The organism is Bradyrhizobium sp. 40 (assembly GCF_023100925.1).
Classification (GTDB): Bacteria; Pseudomonadota; Alphaproteobacteria; order Rhizobiales; family Xanthobacteraceae; genus Bradyrhizobium.
The window spans coordinates 6,659,976-6,681,468 of sequence record NZ_CP064688.1 but is presented as its reverse complement, the minus strand read 5'-3'; the positions used below and the strand labels follow the sequence as shown (position 1 = coordinate 6,681,468).

General features: G+C 60.5%; 8 protein-coding genes and 1 pseudogene. 5 read left to right on the top strand and 4 right to left on the bottom strand.

What is annotated here, in order from left to right:
* Positions 1-354: 354 nt before the first annotated feature.
* Complete coding sequence (locus IVB40_RS31970) at positions 355-2,253, top strand: diguanylate cyclase (protein WP_247817351.1); 1,899 nt, start codon at positions 355-357, stop codon at positions 2,251-2,253.
* 139 nt (positions 2,254-2,392) lie between these two features.
* A pseudogene (locus IVB40_RS31965) lies at positions 2,393-2,695 on the top strand (histidine kinase); the annotation flags it as partial.
* A 44-nt stretch (positions 2,696-2,739) separates the two neighbouring features.
* Here the strand turns inward: IVB40_RS31965 and IVB40_RS31960 are convergent.
* Positions 2,740-3,228 (bottom strand): toxin-activating lysine-acyltransferase, encoded by a 489-nt coding sequence (locus tag IVB40_RS31960; protein ID WP_247817350.1) that lies wholly within the window; start codon positions 3,226-3,228, stop codon positions 2,740-2,742.
* Positions 3,229-3,727: 499 nt separating this feature from the next.
* Here IVB40_RS31960 and IVB40_RS31955 point away from each other — a divergent pair, with 499 nt between their 5' ends.
* Together IVB40_RS31955 and IVB40_RS31950 are read left to right on the top strand one after the other, a co-directional pair.
* Positions 3,728-6,145 carry a multicopper oxidase domain-containing protein gene (locus IVB40_RS31955; protein WP_247817349.1) on the top strand — a complete coding sequence of 806 codons (2,418 nt, stop codon included), beginning with the start codon at positions 3,728-3,730 and terminating at the stop codon, positions 6,143-6,145.
* A gap of 9 nt (positions 6,146-6,154) precedes the next feature.
* Positions 6,155-7,138, top strand: a complete 984-nt coding sequence (locus tag IVB40_RS31950; RefSeq protein ID WP_247817348.1) for an SCO family protein — start codon at positions 6,155-6,157, stop codon at positions 7,136-7,138.
* Positions 7,139-7,164: 26 nt separating this feature from the next.
* Here IVB40_RS31950 and IVB40_RS31945 read toward each other — a convergent pair whose 3' ends face one another.
* The 3 genes from IVB40_RS31945 to IVB40_RS31935 all read right to left on the bottom strand — a co-directional run bounded on the left by IVB40_RS31945 (position 7,165) and on the right by IVB40_RS31935 (position 10,653).
* Positions 7,165-8,181: a M23 family metallopeptidase gene (locus IVB40_RS31945; RefSeq protein WP_247817347.1), complete on the bottom strand. Its 1,017-nt coding sequence runs from the start codon at positions 8,179-8,181 to the stop codon at positions 7,165-7,167.
* A 194-nt stretch (positions 8,182-8,375) separates the two neighbouring features.
* Entirely contained in the window at positions 8,376-9,041 is a 666-nt protein-coding gene (locus IVB40_RS31940) for a response regulator transcription factor (protein ID WP_247817346.1), read from the bottom strand.
* A 229-nt stretch (positions 9,042-9,270) separates the two neighbouring features.
* On the bottom strand, positions 9,271-10,653 hold the full coding sequence (locus IVB40_RS31935) for an ATP-binding protein (protein WP_247817345.1): 1,383 nt from the start codon (positions 10,651-10,653) through the stop codon (positions 9,271-9,273).
* A gap of 457 nt (positions 10,654-11,110) precedes the next feature.
* Here IVB40_RS31935 and IVB40_RS31930 point away from each other — a divergent pair, with 457 nt between their 5' ends.
* Positions 11,111-21,481 carry a peroxidase family protein gene (locus IVB40_RS31930; protein ID WP_247817344.1) on the top strand — a complete coding sequence of 3,457 codons (10,371 nt, stop codon included), beginning with the start codon at positions 11,111-11,113 and terminating at the stop codon, positions 21,479-21,481.
* Positions 21,482-21,493: the final 12 nt, after the last annotated feature.

Here is a 21,493-nt window from a genome sequence, read left to right as displayed (position 1 = left end):
GCTTGTTAAGGGTCGGTATGGCATGGTTCATTGGCCGACTTCTTCCAGAACAACTCATATCCGAAGGACATCAGTTCTCGGTCAGAAAGCGGACGTGCCAGCGCCTTGGGGACGGCGTCAGTCCGGTCGCCCAAAGCGAGCTTGGGGGCATAAACATGCTCTTCCAAACCAGTCGCGTGTCCAAGCTTTTCTTGCAGGTCACCTGCGAACTAGGCACTGCCGATGGCCGTGCTCCATATCGAGGTCATTCCCTTCGCGCTAACGATGTGGATGGGAATCAGCGGCGACGTGTCGGACTGAAACTTCGATTTCAGCAGACGGTTCTATCCTGTTTCGCGAACAGGACGTTGCACCGTGCCGAAGTTGGTAAAGTCTCCTTTGACTATCATCGTCGTGCTGCTCGGCTTCACGCTTGCGAGCTTTTGGGCCCTGATCGGCTGGAAGGCCACGCAAGAACGAGCGCTCGCGTTCGCCAAGGCGGGATCCGAGACTCAGGGGCTCACCCACTCCCTCGCGCAACACGCGTCCAAAAGCTTCAACGCGGTGTCGCTCGCGTTGTTTGGAACGGGCCAGTACATCCGCCACTCTGATAGGTCCGCGCGGGCGTCGGCGGAGATCAACGATCTGCTCGCCCAGTATGCAAAGAACATCCCTCAGGCTCGCGAACTGGGCGTGCTCGGGCAGACCGGCGATTGGACGTTTTCGTCGTTCGAAACCGTGCCGGCAGTCAACAACGGCGATCGAGAGTATTTCCGCTACCATCAATCACACCCCGAAGACGCGACGACCCGCATCAGCGAGCCGCTCATTTCTCGCGTCACTGGAAGACCCACTCTCCTGATGACGCAGCGGCTGCCGAATCCAGACGGCTCATTCGGAGGCGTCGTGTTCGCGGCCATCGATCTTGCCTACTTCAGGTCATTTTACCAAGGCTTTGAAGCCGAGCAGGACCGTACCGTTACTCTCATGACGACGAGCGGCAAAGTTCTGGTCCATCGCCGAGACGACCAGGTTGGCAAGGACGTAGCGCGCAGCTCGTTCCTCGGTCACCTGAGGGATTCCGGGAAGGGCTTGTATTCTATCGTGTCGCCGTTCGATGGCCGCACGAAGCAATTTGCCTACGAGGCGGCATTGGATTTTCCAATCGTCGTCACGGTCGCAGTCCCGGAAGACGCCATCCTGGAGGGCTGGCGCAGGGATAGGAACTTCGATCTGCTACTCGGTGGTACATTGTCCACGATCCTGATTGGGCTGGGAATTGTACTGGCCGTGCAGATCCGCAAGCGCTCGGCCATGGCCAGAATGCTGCGTGAACGGGAGCGCGGCTACCGTTTGCTGGCCGAAAACGTAGAGGATGTCGTCACCCGCTTCGACAGGACCGGTCACCGCTTGTATATCTCGCCTTCCGTCGAGAAGCTTTTTGGCTGGAGGCCCTCAGAGCTTCTGGAGCAGCCAGCCTTTTCCAATATCCACCCGGCCCATCGGGATCTCGTGAAGGGGCTGATAGAGGAGCTAGGGCCCGAGAGACCCACGGGGACCGCCGAGTATCTAACGCGCTGCAGCGACGGCAAGTACGTCTGGGTCGAAACCCAGATGAACTATGTCCACGATCCGGAAGAGCCCGGCCCCGAGATTGTCGGCGTGATCCGCAATATCTCTAAACGCAAGGCTGCCGAGGAGCAACTCGTTGCAGCAAACGAGCAGCTCAAGGCGCTCTCCGAAACGGACCCGCTCACCGGAATCGCGAACCGGCGACGTTTCGATCGAATATTAGATCTCGAGTTCAAGCGGTGCCAACGTTCCACTTCGCGCATTTCTGTGCTGTTCATCGACATAGACAAATTCAAGTCTTTCAACCACACCTACGGTCATTCCGCGGGCGGCGACTGCATCCGCCAAGTTGCAGAGGCCATCGCATCCTGCCTGAAAAGGCCGGCCGATCTGGTCGCGCGTTACGGCGGTGAGGAATTCGCTGTCCTGCTTCCTGAAACGTCCTCCGGCAGCGCGGAGATTGTTGCCGAGAAAATCCGGGAATCGGTTGTCGACCTTTCGATTGGGCATCAAGAAAGCTTTTTCGGGTGCGTCACGATCAGCGTAGGGGTTCCGGGCGGCAAGTGCGATGCCAGAACATCGCCGGCTTCGATGCTGGCTGCTGCGGACGGCGCGCTGTATGTGGCCAAGGAACACGGACGCAACCGTGTCTGCGCTGCAGCCGAAACACCTAGCGTGACGCTAGTAAGGCCTGCAGGTTAGATTCGGTGCGATCCAGTTCGGGGCAGTCATTCGCCTTTACGCGCGGTACCGTGGCTCCGGGAGCAGCGGCCCCGTAGTTTCACGCGTCCGTTTCGCAACGCGTGACTGCAACCACTGCGTCTAAGCGTTTGAAGCTACAATCGATCTCAACGGCAAGCCATTTGAGGTTGTTAAATACGCCATTGACATCACCGCCCGGGCGGTCGGACGGAAGGAGGCTGAAGCAGCACGCGGTCTAATAGACGCAGTGGCCGCCGGCAGCGAAGAGATGAACGCCTCAAATCCGGGAGATTTCTGAAGTCGCGCCAAACGGCAGGCATGGCGACGTCCGGGGCTGAGGCAGCCGACCAGCAGGCGGAGCGGCTCAACGCGGCAGCTCAGGCAATGAGCGGGATCGTCGATGATCGGCAATATCACCGGTCAAATTAATATGCTCGCACTCAAGCTAGAACCTAGTTCACCTCGCGCCGCTGATCGACGAGGTGTTTAATGAAGCGTTTTAAAGTGGCGTATACCGTTCTCTCCCGTTTCAAGGACGTAAATCTTGGCGCCATTGTCACCATTGCGCCCAAGGATCTTGACCTTGCGATTCTTGAATGTCGTCTGCAGCAAGTCCTTCACCACCAGGTAAACGAAGCGTTCTTCGCCCGCGGCATGCACCAGCCAGGGAATGTCGCCTGACATCCAATCGGCCGGGTCAAGCTTCGGGCGGAAATTCGCCGCTGCTGTCAGACCCTGGTCGATCTGCGGCGAAACAAGCGCCCAAAGTACGATCGCGGCCGGAAGTACCCGACTGTCGTCCGCCTCAGTTTGCGCAGAGGCAAACCGATACTGCCCATTTGCTATGGCAGGAATTAGCAGCCACTCGAGGTCGCCAATGGTGTATTCGCGATAGTGTGGCGAGCGCATCAAAACGCCGATGGCTTTAGTAAAGGCGGTCGCATTGCTCGGAAAACCCGTTTCGAATGCTGACATCTTGCGCCGTCCGTAATGATGTACATGCGTCCTGGCCCCCGGTCTTCGCGCCAGCATCGCCGAGCCCTGTTTCCGGATCCTGAGAAGCCTCGCGCTTGGCGAACATCTAGGTGAAGCACAGGCCGAGCTGGAGTCGACAGGAGTGAGATCACGTTATGAAAAGCGAGGGAGTCTCGCAGCAGATTCTCGAGCTATGGAAATATTCGCGGAGAGGCTGGGAGCAGCACTGCTGCACACCGAGATTTAATCTGTCGAAATAGCAAACACAACATGGCGGAAACGTTCACCGAGTCCTTTCGATCTTGCTATCGCCGCGAGCGTTCGTTCGTCAAGTCACAGCTCGAAACCGACTGCTCCTCCGAGTCGTTCCGGCGCTAAGACTTTGGTCCGAAATATGACGGGACCTAAGGCGTTGCGTTTGGGACCTAGGTACCTTGTTCTTCGCCATTCCGTAGCTCAGGTTGAGATTTTATAAATCATGATTGCGGCGGGGCTAGACATGTATCTCTCCAAAAGCGAGTCAAAGCGTCGCCTGAAAGAGGCCGAGGACGCTCGTGCGAACCGGCTTGAAATTGTCAGCGCTCTTTCGCAAGGCAGTATCTCGAAGCGAGATTTGTTTCGATGGGGATTGCTGACGGCAACAGGCGCAATCCTGGCGAAGAACGGATTAAGTCCTTTCGCAACAAGTGCATATGCGCAGGTGCCGACAGGCACCCCGCCAAGCCCGCTGTTCGGCGCGAAAAAATTCACCCACCGGATGCCACGGCAGGAATTGCAGAAGCCTATTCCACTGTTACGTCAGACCAACGGCGACGCGGCGTGGCAAGTCGCTCCGGGGGTGAACGAGCCCGCTGCCAAGAATTTCTCGTACCACACCGACTACGACAATTCAGGACGCGCCGGTTATCGCAATCCGGTCACCTACGTCGGGCCTATGGAAGGACGTCCGCCCGGGCCGCTATTTGCGCACCAGCGATGGGAGGAGTTCTACCCGAAAGTCGGCTATCTCATGTCGATGGGCCAATGCCGCTCGGCGACGAAGTTCTGCGACGAGATGCCCGACCAGCACCCGAACGCCATGTGGTCTTTCGGTCGCCGGCCGCCCGGAATGCAAGGCGCGCGGGAGGGGCGAAGGACAGGCTACGGAGCGCCTTGCCTGATCAAGGCTCGCTACGGCGAGCCTGTCCTGACGCGAATCTACAACGATCTGCCGGTCGATCGCGCCCTCAACGGTGGCTTTGGCCGCAACGAAATCTCGATTCACTTCCACAATGCGCATAATGGCGCCGAGAGCGACGGCGCCTGTAACGCCTACCATTTTCCCGGAACCTTCTATGATTACCATTGGAGCACGGCGCTGGCGCGACGCGACATGCCGAGCGTTTGGCTGACGAGTGATCCGGATTACCTGCGTAAGGCGTCGGGCCCCGACGACGGCGATGGCATCGTTCCGGTTGCCGGAGATTTCCGTGAGCTGCAAGGGACGCTCTGGCTACACGATCACCGGTTCTTTTTCACGGCCGAGAACGTCCACAAGGGGATGTTCGCGATGTGCAACTACTACAGCGGTCCGGACCGAGGCAGCGACCGAGCCGACCGAAACAACGTGAACCTCAGACTGCCGAGCGGAAATCGTCTCCCCTGGGGCAATATTGATTTCGATGTCAATCTGGCGATCACCAACCCGGCGATGGACAAGGACGGCCAGCTGTTTTTCGACATTTTCGACACCGACGGATTCGTCGGCGACATGCTCCTGGTCAACGGATCCTACTATCCATATTTCGAAGTTCTCCCCCGCCGCTATCGCTTCCGCATCCTAAACGCATCGATGTCGCGTTTCATCAAGCTGGCGCTGGCGGTCAACAAGAGCCTGCGGTTTGCGCCGGAAACGCCGGTGCCGTTCTACTTCATAGCCAATGACGGCAATTTCGTCGTCAGCCCGATCCAGCTCACCCAGCTTGATGAGCAGGGAGTTGCCGAGCGCTACGATATCGTCATTGATTTTTCCGCGTTCCGGCCCGGCGACAGTCTCTACTTCCTCAATCTCCTGAAGCAGTCGGATGGACGCAAGCCGGATGGGGCCGTCTCGCTCAAGAAGGCTTTCAAGGGCGAGGAAGATCCGTGCGTCGGCCCGATCATGGAGTTCCGCGTCGTTTACTCGCTGACGAGCGTCGATGATCCAAGCACGACATATACGGCGGAAACTCCGGACCCCAGCGTCGACTTGAGCGATTCTGATTGGCGGACGGGTCGACGGACCCTGACCACGCAAATTCCTGTGGTGGCGCCGGTTCGGGAAAGGGTGATCGAATTCGGACGGTTCAGCGACGGGGATTCGCGCAACAACCCGGAAAAGCAATGCATCCCCGACTGCGGCGACACGCAGATATTCCCATGGTCGATCCGTGTGAACGGGCAGGCAGCGCATACGCTGAATGCAAACCGGATTTCGGCGCTCATTCCCAAGCCCGGTGAAGTTGAACATTGGACTCTAATCAACGGTGGAGGCGGTTGGGATCACCCCATCCATCTCCACTTCGAAGAGGGCGTTACCATCAATCGGGGGGCGGGTACGATTCCGGCAACAGAACTGCTGGTGAGGAAGGACGTCTGGCGCCTCCGGCCGGATGGCCGTGTCAAGTTCCAAGTTCGATTTGGCGAATTCGGCGGTGCCTATGTCAATCATTGCCACAACACGGTTCACGAGGACTTCGCCATGCTGCTGCGATATCAATTGCTATCGCCGTCGCCCGGCGATCCTGATTTTGCCAAGACGGGATCCAGGCCTCATTACCAGCCGACAATGACGCCGCTTCCATCCGCCAACGGCGTGACTTGGAAGCAACCCGAAGTTCTGCCGGAGGCAGATCCGGTTAATAGCCGCTTCTTCACTGGTGCCTTATCGAAGACTTAAGAGGCGAACATGCGCTTCACCGTGGCGTCACTCGTGCATGTCTGGAGGGGAGCGGCGGCAAGCAGCTGGCTTGCCGCGCTCGCCATCCTTGTCCTCACCGGCGTGACACAAGGCGCAGAGATGCGCTGGAAGGAGGGCTACATTCCCAACGTCCCGGTGGTCACGCAGGATGGGCGGACGTTGCTGTTCTATGATGACGTGATGAAAGGCAAGATCAGCGTCATCAGCTTCATCTACACCAGCTGTCGCGACATCTGCCCCGTCGTGACCGCGCGGCTGTCCCAGCTCGAGGACAAGCTCGGCGAGAGTGCGGGGCGGGACTACTTCTTTGTGTCAATCAGCATCGACCCGGTCACTGATACACCCGAGAAGCTGAAGGAATACAGCAAGGCTTTCGGCATAGGGTCGGGCTGGCTCTTCCTTACCGGCAAGGCACAAGACATCGAGCTCATTCGCCATCGGCTTGGCGAACGCAGCAGGGCCCTCACCGAGCATCGCAACGAAGTCCTATTGTTCAACGACCTGACGGGCGAATGGGAGAGGAATTCGGCATTTGGCGACATCAACGTGCTGGCATCGGCCGTTCGCGCCATGGATCCCGTTCAGCGCGCGGCAGTACGACCCGCAGTGCAGGCCAATGCCGGCTCGTTCGTGGACGACCCGCTGAACCTGCCGGGACAGGCTCTGTTCCTAAAAACTTGCGGGGGATGCCATACCATCGGCCGGGGCAGCAGGGTGGGGCCGGATCTCCAGGGCGTCAGTACTCGAAGAAGCCGCGATTGGCTCACTGCATATATTATGGAGCCGGAGAAGCTGAGAGCCAACAAGGATCCCGCCGCGCTCTCGTTAGCCCAGAAATATCCTGCCGTGCGGATGCCAAATCTGGGGCTGTCGGAATTCGATTCGAGCGACGTCATCGCGTATATCGAGGCGATGACGTATGCCAAGCGCGCCGACGAATCTGCGCCGCACGCCCATCATCACCATCATTGATTGAAGTCGGCTGGCGCAATGCGGCGCTATTTTGCGCCAAGTTGAATTTCGAAGGTTTTGCGCAGTACGATTCCGTCGCTTCGTGCAACCGTATACTCTGCCGTGTAGCCGCCCGGCATCCACGCCGCGGCCTTCCGTTTTCGTCCGGAAGCAACGAAGTACTGGGCTTTGTCGCGGTCGAGAACAGGTGCCTTGTATTCGGAATGGATAACGCCGTCGGGACCCCGGATCGTGACGATTTGCTGGTCGCCTTGCCGCAAGCCGATGACGCGAACGTAAGCCACCAGCGCTTCGGATTCCAGGTTGGTAGGGTATTTCGTGGCTTCGCCGGACTCAACCAGGTCCATGGTCGGAGGGCGATCGGTGAATCCGACGTTGAGGATTTCTCGCGGCCGGTATTTCAACTGGTCGCCCGTCAACCCGGTCCAGATCGGACGGCCGCTCCCACAGACCGTCGGCTCCGATCCGTAAGCGAAGGGGTCCACAATCTTGTTCAGATGTCTCACCGTCAGATGAAGGTGGGGAAACTCCGTATCGCCAGAGAGACCGATCAGACCGATCGGATGCCCTGGCAAGACGCGTTCGTTCCGACTCACGCGCACGCTGCCCTTGGCCAAATGGCAGTATTGGGTCTTCCATCCATTAACGTGATCGATAACCACGCCATTGCCGCATTCCTTGCCCTTGATCGCGGCCCTGCCGATCGTGCGCACCGAAACGTCATCGACTTCGTCCCGGATCGCGGTGATTATGCCGGCAGCCGCCGCGAGGACCTCGACGCCCTGGCGCTGGACAGCCATATCGGGAATTCTGATATCGGTACCGTCGTGGGCGTCGTAACTTCGACCACCGCATTCATAGTCGCGAACCTGGTCGGTGCTATCATGGTCGACGTAATTCTGGATGAAGCAGGTTGAGCCCAGCTCGCATCGGACAGGGAAATTCAGCTTGAACTCGTCGGGTGCGCCCGCGCGGGCCGGAAAAAGCACGGCAGAGAGCAGAAGGCTTGAAAGCAACCAGACGTCTGTCGCAGAACGCACCATACCGTCCGTCCTCCAGCTTAGGCTGGCTTCACGATAGCGTTGTCAAGTCATTTCCGACCTTGGTGATGGCGGCATGGCCACGATGTGGAGACGCTTTCCAGCATCCTGGCTAGTGGTTGGAGCGTGACGCGGCGATACAAAACCACAGCACCATCCGTTCTGCACAAAAGCCACGTTCGTGGATGCCTTAATTCCTACGCGTGCAAACTGACCGGGGCGCGAGATTCGTTGAATTTCTGCGCAGCAATCACGACTTCCAGACGGTTGCGAACTTGCAGCTTCTGCATCAGCGCCGTCATGTAGTGCTTGACGGTTTTCTCGCTGATGTTGATGGCAATTGCGATCTCCTTGTTGGTTTTGCCATTCATGAGCAGGCGAACGATTTGCCGTTCGCGAATACTCAAGATCACAGCCTGCGCGGCCTTGCGCCTCAGCGAAGCGTCGCGAAGGCCGGCTATAACCCTGCTTGCGAAGCTCTGTGTGATGTAGGTCTCACCAGTTTGAACCGCCCAGATGGCCTGTATCAATTCCGCGGTATTGCTTCCCTTCAGGACATAACCGCTGGCCCCCGCGTCCAGTGCGCGAATGGCCGAATCGACGCCGGTAGCTGCGGTGAACGCCACGACCTTCGTCATCGGTGAAATCTTGATCGCGTTTTCGATCGCGCTATAGACGTCGCCGGGCAGGCTAAGATCGACTATCGCGACCTGCGGCCGGTTTCGGTCGCAAAGTTCCACGATGTCGTAGGCCGTTGTTCCCAATCCGATGACTTCGAACCCCGAAGTGCGGCCTAGCAAAGAGTGAATGGCTTCGATCATCAAGGGATGATCATCAATGACGGCAATTGTGACCGTACTCATGGGAAACTCCCGTACAAAATACACAGCGCAACTCAGTCGGCGCAACCGTTGACCGGAACACGAGTGAGTTCGGCTAAAAAGCCAGCCGTCGCAGTCAGTTTAAAACAGGCAATTTTTTATCTGGTATTCTTAGTGTTAGAAATTTCAAATGTAAATGCGCATCGAAAGATGATGTTAACGTATGTCGATCCTGAAGCAAAGTGGTTCGCCAAGGGACAATGGCGTGACCTCAGTGTGTCGAGTTGACGAGCGGTATCTTAGCCGAAACACCAGTTCCATCTGTCAACGAGATCACATCCAGCGACCCGTTGAAGGCTTCGACGCGTCTGCGGACCCCATTCAATCCCAGCCCTGAATGGTGACCCCGCTTGGGCGCCTGCAGTGGCGCAGTTGTTGCTGGTCCACTGTCGCTTACGAGCACGTTCAGCGAGTTGCCTGTCTGTGAAGCAGCCACACGTTGTCCATATCCGCGGGCGTGCTGATACGCATTGTTCAGCGCCTCCTGGACGATCCGGTACAAACAGACGCGCAGGGGAGCGGGACAGAAAGGGAGATTCTCGATCTCGCATTTGACAGTTGTGCCGGTCCTGCGTTCATGTTGCCGAACGGCGAGCTGCAAGGTTTCGGTCGTTGAGAGGTCAGTGAGCTCGGGCAATACCAAGCCCGTCGCGATGTCTCGCAACTCGGTCAAAGTGTCGTTCAGCAGTTCGTCAACATCTGCGAAAGAGGGCCGACCATCGTCGGCGGCTTCTAAATCGTTTGTCTCCAGCAGTTCGCCGAGCTTCAGGCCGAGTACGGTCAGGACCTGAATTGGCCCATCGTGAAGGTCTTGCCCAAGTTGATTCAGGAAGCGCTCGTTGGATTGAATCGACTCCAATCGCGCGTTATCTGCCTCTTGGCGCAGCTTGTCGTTTAGGGTCGCAAGCGCAGCCGTTTGCGCCACCTTTTCCCTCAAGGCGATGCGGTGTTTTCGAACTGTGCTGGCTGTGCGCTTGACCAGCAGGAACAGCAAGAACATCATCGGTGCCGCGATAGTGGCGACAATAGCGCCCGACTTAATCCGGATGTCGCGCAACTCGCCGGCTAGTCTTTCGCCATCGTTGAGGACCTTGCCTGCCGCGATGATCTCCTTCGTTCCCGATCGGTACAGCGGAGCGTAGACCTCGATCATGGGGTGCTGCGATTTCTGATCGGCGCTTGTTTTGATGGCTGCCGTCGCCTGTCCGAGGAAAGCGGCGTTCATCTCGGCTGGGGCGGACTTCGTTCCGACACGATGCTTGTTACTGGTGGAGTAAACCAAGGTGCCGTCACGCCGCCAGACCTCGATTGACTTCGAACGTGTGCCAAGCTTTGTTTCGAGTATCCCGTCCAGCTTCTTGACGCTGTCGTCCGACAATTTGTTGGTAGCTGCGAGCTCCTGCACCAACGGACCGAGAAAAAGATCGAGAAGTGATGCGCCTTCTTCGGCCGCGGTGAGCGTCAAACTCGATTGCAAGGCGTTGGAGACCGCATAAGCAAGCAGCGTCATCGAGCAGACGATGGTTATCGCGGCTGCAAGCAAAAAGGTCGGAAGCAGCGGGGTGGGGCGCCGTGAAATTCCGGCGATGCCCAATCTAATTTGCCAACCGGGCTGAGACATTTCCAATAACTTTTGAACTCAAAGGCACTAGCTCGTCACACAATCCCCGGGAGATGAACAAAAAACGATCCGGGATATTCCGGGCACTGCTCCTTCGCGTCCTTATGCCGCACCGTCAAAATACGGTGCCTCTTGAAGGCGTCCATGCGCAGAACGCCGATACCAGACAAGCCGCTATTTCCCTCGGGCGCTTCCTTCCACACCGTTGGAATGGAGTTCGTAGGTCTTTCCGTAAGAAAGCCTCGCAATTTTCTGACGCCGCCAATGTGGTTCGCGATCGACCTATGTCGCCGCACTATGAGACCAAGGTCCGAGGAATCGCTGCGGCTTCAGTCCCGACGACGCTGAGACCTTGTCCCCTACCTCTCAGATCGTTTGCGGCCCTAACTGGGCGCATCGCAAATGTTCCTGAACAGCAGGGGATCCAATCATGAGCACCAGCTTCGTCGTCAACCTCGCCGACCTCACCAAGATCCTCGACCAGATCAAAGTCGCTGAACGGAACGTCGCCGGCGAGAGCCTCATCGACATCATCGGTCAAGACGCGGCCCTGCTACCGATCGGCCTGCGAACCGTGGACGGCAGCTTCAATCACCTTTTGCCGGGACAGAGTCAGGTCGGCGCAGCCGACGAGATATTCCCGCGGTTGCTGACTCCGGTCTATACGAACGAGGCCGACGGCGACACCATGATGCTGGTTCCTCCAGGAACTCCAGGCTTTCCAAACGGCCTGTTCGTCACGAATACCAATTATGATCCCGCCGTCCCGGTCGCTCCTGGTGCGTTCGTCAACCCGCACAGCGTGGCCGATGCCGATCCCCGCATCATCTCCAACTTAATCGTGGATCAGACGCTATCCAATCGCTCCGCGCTAGTCGCTGCTCTCCAGGTAGTAGGTGCCGCCGACCCGAATGCCGCTGCCGACTCGATCCTGGCGGCACGCGCCGCGGCGATCGCAGCTGCGGGCAACAGCGCCACCCACGGCGCCTACGTGGCCGCTGACGCCTCGGCCACGGCGGTGAAAAACGGCATGACCGACGTGCTCGCCAAGCTCGTCGAGTTTCGCAACGGTATGAACGACAATTCGTTCGATCCGGCCGACCAGACCGCGGTCGGCGACGCGGCCTCGGCAGCTCATACGGCCAAGCTGGCGCAAGATGCCGTCGTCGTCGCGCTGCAATCCGCAACCGGTGTCGCGCAAGCGGACATTGACAAGGCAGCGACCCTGCAGACAGCACTGACTGCGATGGACACCGCGCTGAGCGGCTATTCCGCCGCGCTCGGCGACGGGCTGTCGTTTTCCGAATTCGCCCAGATCCTCCAGGCCCAGGTCGACGTGGCTGGGTATTCCGCCACGGCGACGTCGAACCTCGCCGCTCTGGTGGCAGCCGAGCACGGCACCACCGCGGCCGGCGCTTCCGCAGCCCTCGTCGCTGCGCTGCAGGAGAACGGACTCGAAATTTCGCCGGATGGCTCGCTTCTGATCGAAAACCGTTCCCCGGACATCGGTCTGTCGCCGCCAAACAGCGCCTGGATGTCCTTCTTCGGCCAGTTCTTCGACCACGGCCTGGACCTCGTGACCAAGGGCGGCAACGGCACCATCTACATGCCGCTACAGGCGGACGATCCGCTGATCGCTGGCGCTGATCACGTATTAGGCACCGCGGACGACCTTCCGCCCGAGCTGCGCTTCATGACGCTGTCGCGCACCTCGCCGTTCGACGCGAATGGCAATCCGAGCCCGAACGGCACCGAATCGCAGAATACGACGACCCCGTTCGTCGACCAGAACCAAACCTATACTTCCAGCGCCTCGCATCAGGTCTTCCTGCGCGAGTACAAGTTCACCGTCGATTCGAATGGCGACACCGTCGCCGACTCATTTGCGGAAAATAGCGGTCGTTTGCTCAACGGCGCTCATGGCGGAATCGCCAACTGGGCGGAGGTGAAGGCCCAGGCAGCGGCGAAGCTCGGCCTGATGCTCAACGATGCCGACGTGCTCGACGTGCCCCAGTTGGTGGTCGATGCCTACGGCCGCTTCACGCCTGGCGCACACGGCTATGCCCAGGTCATGGTGACCGTGACAGAGGTGGTCGGCGCCCAGACATTCACGACCCTGATGACCGTCGAGGGTAAGGCAGGGGGCCTCGATCTCCATAACATTACCTTGGCAGACCTGCCCGCCAGCTTTACACCGCACGTCGGCGCGACCTCGTTCTCCGTTCACACCGTCGGCACCGGACACGCTTTCCTCAACGACATTGCCAATACGGCGGCGCCGGTCATCGTCAATGGCCAGTTGCGGCCGGACGACATCGATCCCGTTACCGGCGTCGACGCGCATGTCGTCGGCAACGCCGTTGCAATGGACAATCAGGGCCACAATCTCGTCTACGATAACGAGTTGCTCGACCTTCATTTCATCACCGGCGATGGCCGTGGCAACGAGAATATCGGCCTCACCGCCGTCCACACCATCTTCCATTCCGAGCACAATCGCCTGGTCGAGGTGAACAAGGACACCATTATCGCCTCGGGCAGCGCGACCGTGGTCAACGAATGGATGGCGCCGGATGCCAATGGCCTCCGTAATGGCATCAGCCAGGCCGCGCTCGACGCCATCCTGGCCGAGCCGAATGCCGCGCTCAAGGACGCTGCGATCGACGCGTTGAATTGGGACGGCGAGCGCCTGTTCCAGGCGGCGCGCTTCGTCACCGAGATGCAGTACCAGCACTTGGTATTCGAGGAGTTTGCCCGGCGCATACAGCCAAACGTCGATCCTTTCGTGTTCACCAATTCGGCGGATCTCAACCCGGCCATCATCGCCGAATTCGCCCATACCGTGTATCGCTTCGGCCACTCGATGCTGACTGACACGGTCGACCGTCTCGACAACGACCTTTCGTTGGTCAACAGCAACGATCCGAACCAGGACGATCAAGTCCAGGTCACCCTGATCAAAGCCTTCCTCAATCCGATCGAATTTACCACGGGCGGCATCACGCCGGACGGCTTGAGCGACGAAGCCGCCACTGGTGCGCTTATCCGCGGCATGTCCCGCCAGGTCGGCAACGAAATCGACGAATTCGTCGTCGAGGCCGTGCGCAACAACCTGCTCGGGCTGCCCCTTGACCTCCCGGCCATCAATATCGCCCGAGGTCGAGAGGCCGGTATCCCGCCGCTCAACGAGGCACGTGCCCAGATCTACGCGATGACCGGTGCGGTTGACGTCAAGCCTTACGTCAGCTGGACCGATTTTGCCCAGCACATCAAGCACCCGCTGTCGGTAGTCAACTTCATCGCCGCCTACGGCACCCATCCGTTGATCGAGGCGGAAACCACCTCGGAAGGCAAGCGCGCTGCCGCGATGGTGCTCGTGCTCGGTACCGATCAGGACGTACCGGCCAATGCCGCTATGAATCCGCCGGTTCTGGCGCACACGATCCACGCGTCGGATCCGCTGGCGGCTGATCGGCTGGACTTCCTCAATGCCACTGGCGTTTACGCAGCTGACGGCCTGGGACCTCATGATGATAGCCTCGGCGGCCTCAACCACGTCGATCTCTGGATCGGCGGCCTCGCCGAGGAACTCAACGAGTTCGGCGGTCAACTTGGTTCGACCTTCAATTTCATCTTCGAATACCAGCTCGAGCATCTGCAGAACGGCGACCGCTTCTACTATCTGAGCCGCACGCAGGGCATGAACCTGCTCAATTTGCTGGAACCCAACTCCTTCACCGATCTGGTGATGCGCAATACCGACCTTGGCGATCTTCATTCGACCCATCTGCCGGGCGTCCTGATGTCCTCCGCCGACATGATCCTGGAGCTCGACCGGTTCGCGGGCCAAGAGAATTACAGCGGCGACCCCTCGCGCGATCACACCGATCCGGCCAACCGCGGCGACCTCGATCCAACCCACGATGACCCCTTCCTGCAGGCAATTGATCCCAAGGTGGTGCGCATCGAGGGCACCGCCCGCATGGTGAACGGCAATCCGGTATTCGATACCGACGGCAAGCCGATCCTTGACGGCGGCGTGCTTAAATTCTCCGGCGGCGAGCATGTGGTGCTTGGCGGCACCGAGGGCAACGATCGATTGATCGGCGACAAGGGGATCGACACACTATGGGGCGACGGTGGCAACGACTACCTCAATGCCGGTATGGAATCCGATCAGGTGTTTGGCGGCGACGGTGACGACATCATCGAGGATCCGTTCGGTGACGACTTCCTCCGCGGCGAGGCGGGAGACGACGTGATTGTGGCCGACCAGGGCATCGATCTGCTGTTCGGCGGCGAGGGCAGCGACTTCATCATGGGCGTGACGGACCCGAAGGAAGTGTTTGCTGGCCCCGGCAACGACTTTGTGCTCGGTGGCAGCGCGGCCGACGGCCTGATGGGCAACGAAGGCGACGACTGGATCGAGGGCGGCGAGGGATTCGACGGTCTCTCCGGTGAGAACTCTGACCTGTTCTTTGATTCACCCATCATCGGCCACGACATTCTCAACGGCCAGGGCAACGATACCGACTACGACGGCGAGTCCGGCGATGACATCATGGTCCAGGGCGCGGGCATCCAGCGCAACAACGGCATGCTGGGCTTCGACTGGTCGATCCAGAAGGGTGACGAGACGAATGGCATCATCGACCTCGGGATCTCGCGGTTCCTCACTCAAACCGCGCTGACGCTCCGCGACCGCAACGATTCCGTCGAAGGCGCCTCGGGCTGGAAGCACGACGACACCTTGATCGGGACAAGCGCGCCTGTCGGCGCGGTCGGCGCTGCAACGGGACCGGTCGGCGGCCCCGTGACCGACAGCCAGTTGCTATCCCAGAACGTGGACCTGATCCGCGGCATGGAGGATTTCATCAAGCTCGCGCCGGGAGGCCTGTTCGGCCAATCGGCAGCGACAGTCGCGGCGATCACGGGCGGCGCGCACTTCCGCGACCTCGCCCCTGACACGACCGTCTTCAATCCGGCCAACGGCGGCGACATCCTGCTCGGCGGCGCCGGCAGCGACGTCATCACGGGCAACGCCGGTAACGACCTGATCGACGGCGACCGCTGGCTCAACGTTCGCATTGCCGTTCATCAGACCAAAGATGCCACGGGACCCACGGGCGCCGTGCTGTTCTCAGTCGACGGTCTGACAAGCATCGTGACGGGGTCCGGCCGTTCCGACTGGGACGGCAAATCGCTCGCCGACCTGATGCGCACCGGCAAGATCAATCCGGGCCAGCTCGAAGCTGTCCGCGAGATCATATCGGATGGCGCCAGCGCAACAGATGTCGACGTGGCGACCTTTGCCGGCGCCCGTGCGGACTTCACGATCACCCGCAACGCAAACGGGACCGTGACGGTCACCGACAACGTCGTGGCTCCGCTGCTCGGCGCAGACGGCCTGCGGATTCCGTTGCTCGATGACGAGGGCATCGACACCCTCGCCAACATCGAAATCGCTCGCTTCACGACCCGCGATGCGGCGGGGTTGCCGAACGGCACGGTCGATGTCTTCATCGGCCGCGCCACCGGCTCGGTGACGATCACGGGCGCCGAGAACGTTCTCACGGCCGACCGCTCCGGCATCGTCGACGTCAACGGTCTGCCCGGGGCAGGCGGCTTCTCCTATCGTTGGGAGCAGTCGACCGATGGCCTGAACGGCTGGACACTCGCTCCAGGGACGGCGACCCAGCAGAACTACACGGTGCCGGCCGGAAATCTTAATTTCTTCCGGGTCACCGTCAGCTACGTTGACCAGGATGGCCTCGCAGAGAGTTTCGTCTCAGCGAATTCGGCCAAGGTCGGCGGCAATGCGACCAACGACCTCCTGAACGGCAACGTCCTGGCCAACCTTCTCAACGGGCGGGGCGGCAACGATACGCTGAACGGCTCAGACGGAGACGACGTCATCAACGGCGGTGCCGGGACCGATGCGCTCAATGGCGGACTGGGCAACGACCGGCTCGACGGCGGGGCGGGCGTGGATGCGATGGCGGGCGGGGCCGGTGACGACACCTATGTCGTCGACAATGGCGCCGACACGGCGACGGAGCAGCCCAACGAGGGCACCGATACCGTGCAGTCCTCGGTTACCTTCACGCTCGGCGCCAACGTCGAGAATTTGATCCTGACCGGCACCGCCGCCATCAATGGCACAGGCAATGCGCTCGCCAACGTGATTACCGGCAATGCCGCCGCCAACGTGATGTCCGGCCTCGCCGGAAACGACACCTTCAACATTGTCGCCGGCGCCAGCGGCGCCGACACCATCGACGGTGGTGCAAACAGCGACACGTTGGCCGTCGGTGGCACCGCAGGCAACAATACCCTGAATGTTACCCTGGTGGGGGCTGCGCTCACCCTCGTCTCGGGCAGCACGCTGACCAGCGTGGAATCGGTCACTGCCGATCTCGGCGCGGGTGTGGATACGCTGGCCTATGCTGCAGCCAGTCCCGGAGTGAATGTGAATCTGCTCGCCGGAACGGCAAGTGGCTTCAGCTCGATCGCCAATATCGAGAATGTAGTTGGTACCAACAATGCCGACACGATAACCGGCAACGCAGCGGCGAACACGCTCTCGGGTGGCGGTGGCGCCGACGTTCTCAGTGGCGGCGTGGGCAACGACCGGCTCGATGGCGGCACGGGTGCCGACATCATGACCGGTGGCCTCAACAGCGACACCTACGTCGTCGACAATGTCGGCGATCAGGTAATCGAATCGGCTCTCGAGGTCGGGGTCGATACGGTGGAAACGACGCTTGCCACCTACACGCTGTTGACCGGCGTCGAGAACCTGACCAACGTCGCCAACGCGGCGTTTGCGGGTATCGGCAACGCAAGCGACAACGTCATCACTGCGGCCGCCGGAAACTTCGCCGACACGCTGAGCGGCCTCGGCGGAGCGGACACGCTCAACGGCAACGCGGGCAACGACACGCTCAACGGCGGAGATGGCAGCGACACCCTCAATGGCGGCACCGGAAACGACATCCTAAACGGTGGCGCCGACGACGACACCATCACCTGGAGCGCCAGTCTGCTGGGTCTTACCCCCGACGGCCGCGATGTCGTCAACGGCGGCACGGAGGGAGCGCTGGGCGATACGTTCGTCGTCAACGGCAGCCTCGGCAGCGAAGTCTACAGAATCTACTCCAATACGGACGACTGGAATAACAATGCCGCGGACGGCATCCAGAGCAGCGCCGTGCATGCGGGGCTCAGCGGTCTCGGCGCGGGAACGGAAATCGTTGTTACCCGCAACACCAATGGCGTGGTCGGCGCAGTGACCAACGCTAACATCATTGCGGAGCTAACCGAAATTGAAGAAATCGTCATCAATACGGGGCTCGGCACCGACACGGTCCTTCCGATCGGAAACTTCAATCCGACCAGCTTGTCGTTCAACACCATCACGGTGAACGACCAGGGAGGCGCGACCACTGTCGATCTGACCAATCTGCGATCGGCACATCACGTCGCCTTCCACACCACCGGTAACGACGACACCATGATCGGTGCTCGTCCCCAGGACGAGGTCATCCCCGATGGCATCCCCGCTCCGGGCGGCAACGGCGGTGGCGGCGGCAACGACAACCCGGCCGGCAACGGCAGCATCACCTTCAACGCCTCCGACGTGCTGGCGCTGAAGAACCTCGTCAATGGCCTCCAAGGCGGCGAGGACAATGACGCGGTCGGCATCCGCGATCTGGAAGGTACCGGCAACAACCGGGCGCATCCGAACTATGGTTCGGCAGACCAGCCGTTCATCCGCATCACCGATGCCCATTACGGCGACTACGATCCGGCGACCGGCAATCGCGCCATCAACCCGCTATTCAACGGCCTCGATCCCCGCGCAATCAGCAACGTGCTCGGCACCCAGGAGGCTGGGCTTCCGAAAGAGGCGTCCGGCGTCAACAGCCTGTTCACGGCGTTCGGTCAGTATTTCGACCACGGCCTCGACTTCCTCGGCAAGGGCGGCAATGGCACGCTCCAGATTGGTGCCCCCGGGACCGGACACGCGCCGGGCACGGATAATCCCGCCGATCTGACCCGCGGCACGGTTGCCGGGATGGACGCCGATGGCGTGCCGCAGCACCTCAACAAGACCTCGCCCTTTGTCGACCAAAACCAGGCTTACGGCTCCGACGAACTGGTCGGGCAGCTGCTACGGGAAGGCGATGGGCATGGCGGCTTCTCCGGCCGGCTGCTCGCCGGCGGACCGGATCCGTCGAACCCGGCCTTCAACCTGCTTCCCACGCTTCGGGACATCATCCAGCATCATTGGGCCAACAACACGGTGTTCACGGCGGACTCGCTGCCCGGCGACCACCACGTCGCATTCCGCGACTACTTCGTGGGCCTTGTTAACGGCGGCGTCATCAACGACGCGATGGTGCCCGCGATGGTCAACGACTTCATGGGTAGCGGCTTCCCGTTGCTGCTCGACACCAATCCCTTCATGAACCTGCTCGACCACTATGTGGCCGGTGACGGACGGGCCAACGAGAACATCGCGCTGACCTCGATCCACACCATCTGGGCTCGCAACCACAACTTCCATGTGGACGGGCTTCTGGCCGCCGGATTTACCGGCACAGCTGAGGAGCTGTTCCAGGCGGCCAAGATCGTCAACGAGGCTGAATATCAGCGCGTGGTCTATACCGAGTTCGCCGATCATCTTCTCGGCGGAATGCGCGGCGACGGCGACCACGGCTTCGACGGCTATCACCCAGAGGTCGATGCCCGGGTCAGCCATGAGTTCGCTACGGCAGCCTATCGGTTCGGCCATTCGTTGATCGGCCAGACGATGACGGTTCTGAATGCCCAGGGTCAACCGACTCAGGTCAACCTGTTCGATGCCTTCCTCAACCCGACCAACGATTCCAGTGCCTTCGTGAACATGTTGCCTCCGGACTACGTGCCGAAGCCTGGCTACGAGCAGCTTGGTGTCGGTGCAATCCTCGGCGGCAGCGTCCTGCAGGCGGCCGAGGCGGTCGACGTCAACATCGTGGATGCCGTGCGCAACGATCTCGTGCGGATCAGCGCAGACGTGTTCGCCTTCGACGTGGCGCGAGAATGGGACGTCGGCATCGGCTCGATGAACCAGATACGCGCCGACCTGATGGCCTCTGCCGACCCGTACGTTCAGGAAGCTGTGGGTTTCGCAGGCGGCAACCTCACGCCCTATACCTCCTGGGAAGACTTCCAGGCCCGCAACAACCTGAGCGATGCCTTGATCGCGCAGTTCAAGCAGGCCTATCCGGATCTCGTGCTGGCGGCCGGGGACATTGCCGCATTCCAGGCGATCAATCCCGGCATCGAACTCACCGGTCCGAACCACAATACGGTGAAAGGCATCGATCGCGTCGACCTGTTCGTCGGCGGGCTCGCGGAGAAGCACATAAATGGCGGCGTGGTCGGCCAGACCATGTGGGTCGTGCTTCACGAACAACTCGACCGCCTCCAGGAAGGCGATCGCCTGTACTATCTCGATCGCGTCGAGAACCTCGACTTCTATCAGACCGTCGAGGAGCAAGGCTTCGGTGCAATCATTGAGCGCAACACCGGGCTTGCGAATCTTTCGGAAGACGTGTTCGCGACCGTCCAGACCGGCACCGGCACCGGCACCGGCACTGGCACCGGAACGGGAACAGGCACCGGCAACGGTGACGATGCGGGCAACGATGATGACGACGACGATGGAGATGACACCGGCACCGGCTCCGGCGGCGACGACGACGACGGTGACGACGATGGCGACGATGCCGGATCAGGGACTGGGACTGGGACTGGCACAGGAACCGGCACCGGCACCGGCACCGGCACCGGCACCGGAACAGGCACCGGTACAGGGACGGGCGATGGTACCGACACTGCGCCGCCGATCGCCGCGATGGTCCTGGCGGGTACGCCGCAGACCGACGTTCTCACCGGCGCTGGCGGGGACGACAATATCGTGGGCTTCGCCGGCGATGACGTCCTGGTCGGCAATGCTGGTGCCGACTCGATCTCGGCCGGCGATGGCGCCGACTTCGTGAACGGCGGCGCCGGGCGCGACGTGATCCTCTCAGGGGCCGGCGATGATCAGGTATTCGCCGGCGACGGTGCCGATATCGTCTACAGCGACGCGGGAGTGGATCGTATCTTTGCCGATGGCGGCAATGACCTGATCAATGCCGGCGCGGGCGACGATACGGTGTTCGGTGGCGCAGGCAACGACCTGATTGTGGCCGAGATCGGCGACGGCAACGACGCCTATTTTGGCGACGACAGCGACGGTGGCAGCGGCGTTGATACTCTCGACATGTCGGCGATCACCGCAAACGCCTACGTCAACCTGGGCTCCGGACCGATGTCGAACGGAACGGCGATGAGTTCCCAGACCGGCAACGACACGCTCTGGGGAATCGAGAACGTCAACACCGGGTCTGGAAACGACACCATCGTCGCTAGCAATACGGTGAACGTGATGAACGGAGGTCTCGGCAACGACATCTTCAAGTTCAACTCGGTCGCAGCGGCCAACGGTGACACCATTGTCGGCTTCGAGCCGGGCGACCGGCTCGACCTCAGCGGCATCGATGCCGACTACTCGGCCGCCGGAGACCAGGGCTTCACGCTGGTCACGGGCGCCGCCTTCACGGCGGCCGGACAGCTCGCGGTAAACTACGAAACCCGGGCCGACGGCGACTTCACTGTCGTCCAAGGCAACGTAGACGGCAATACGGCCGCCGATTTCAAGATCGAGATCGCCGGACACCAGAACATTACGGCCGCGAACACGACACTGTAGTCGCGGCCGCAG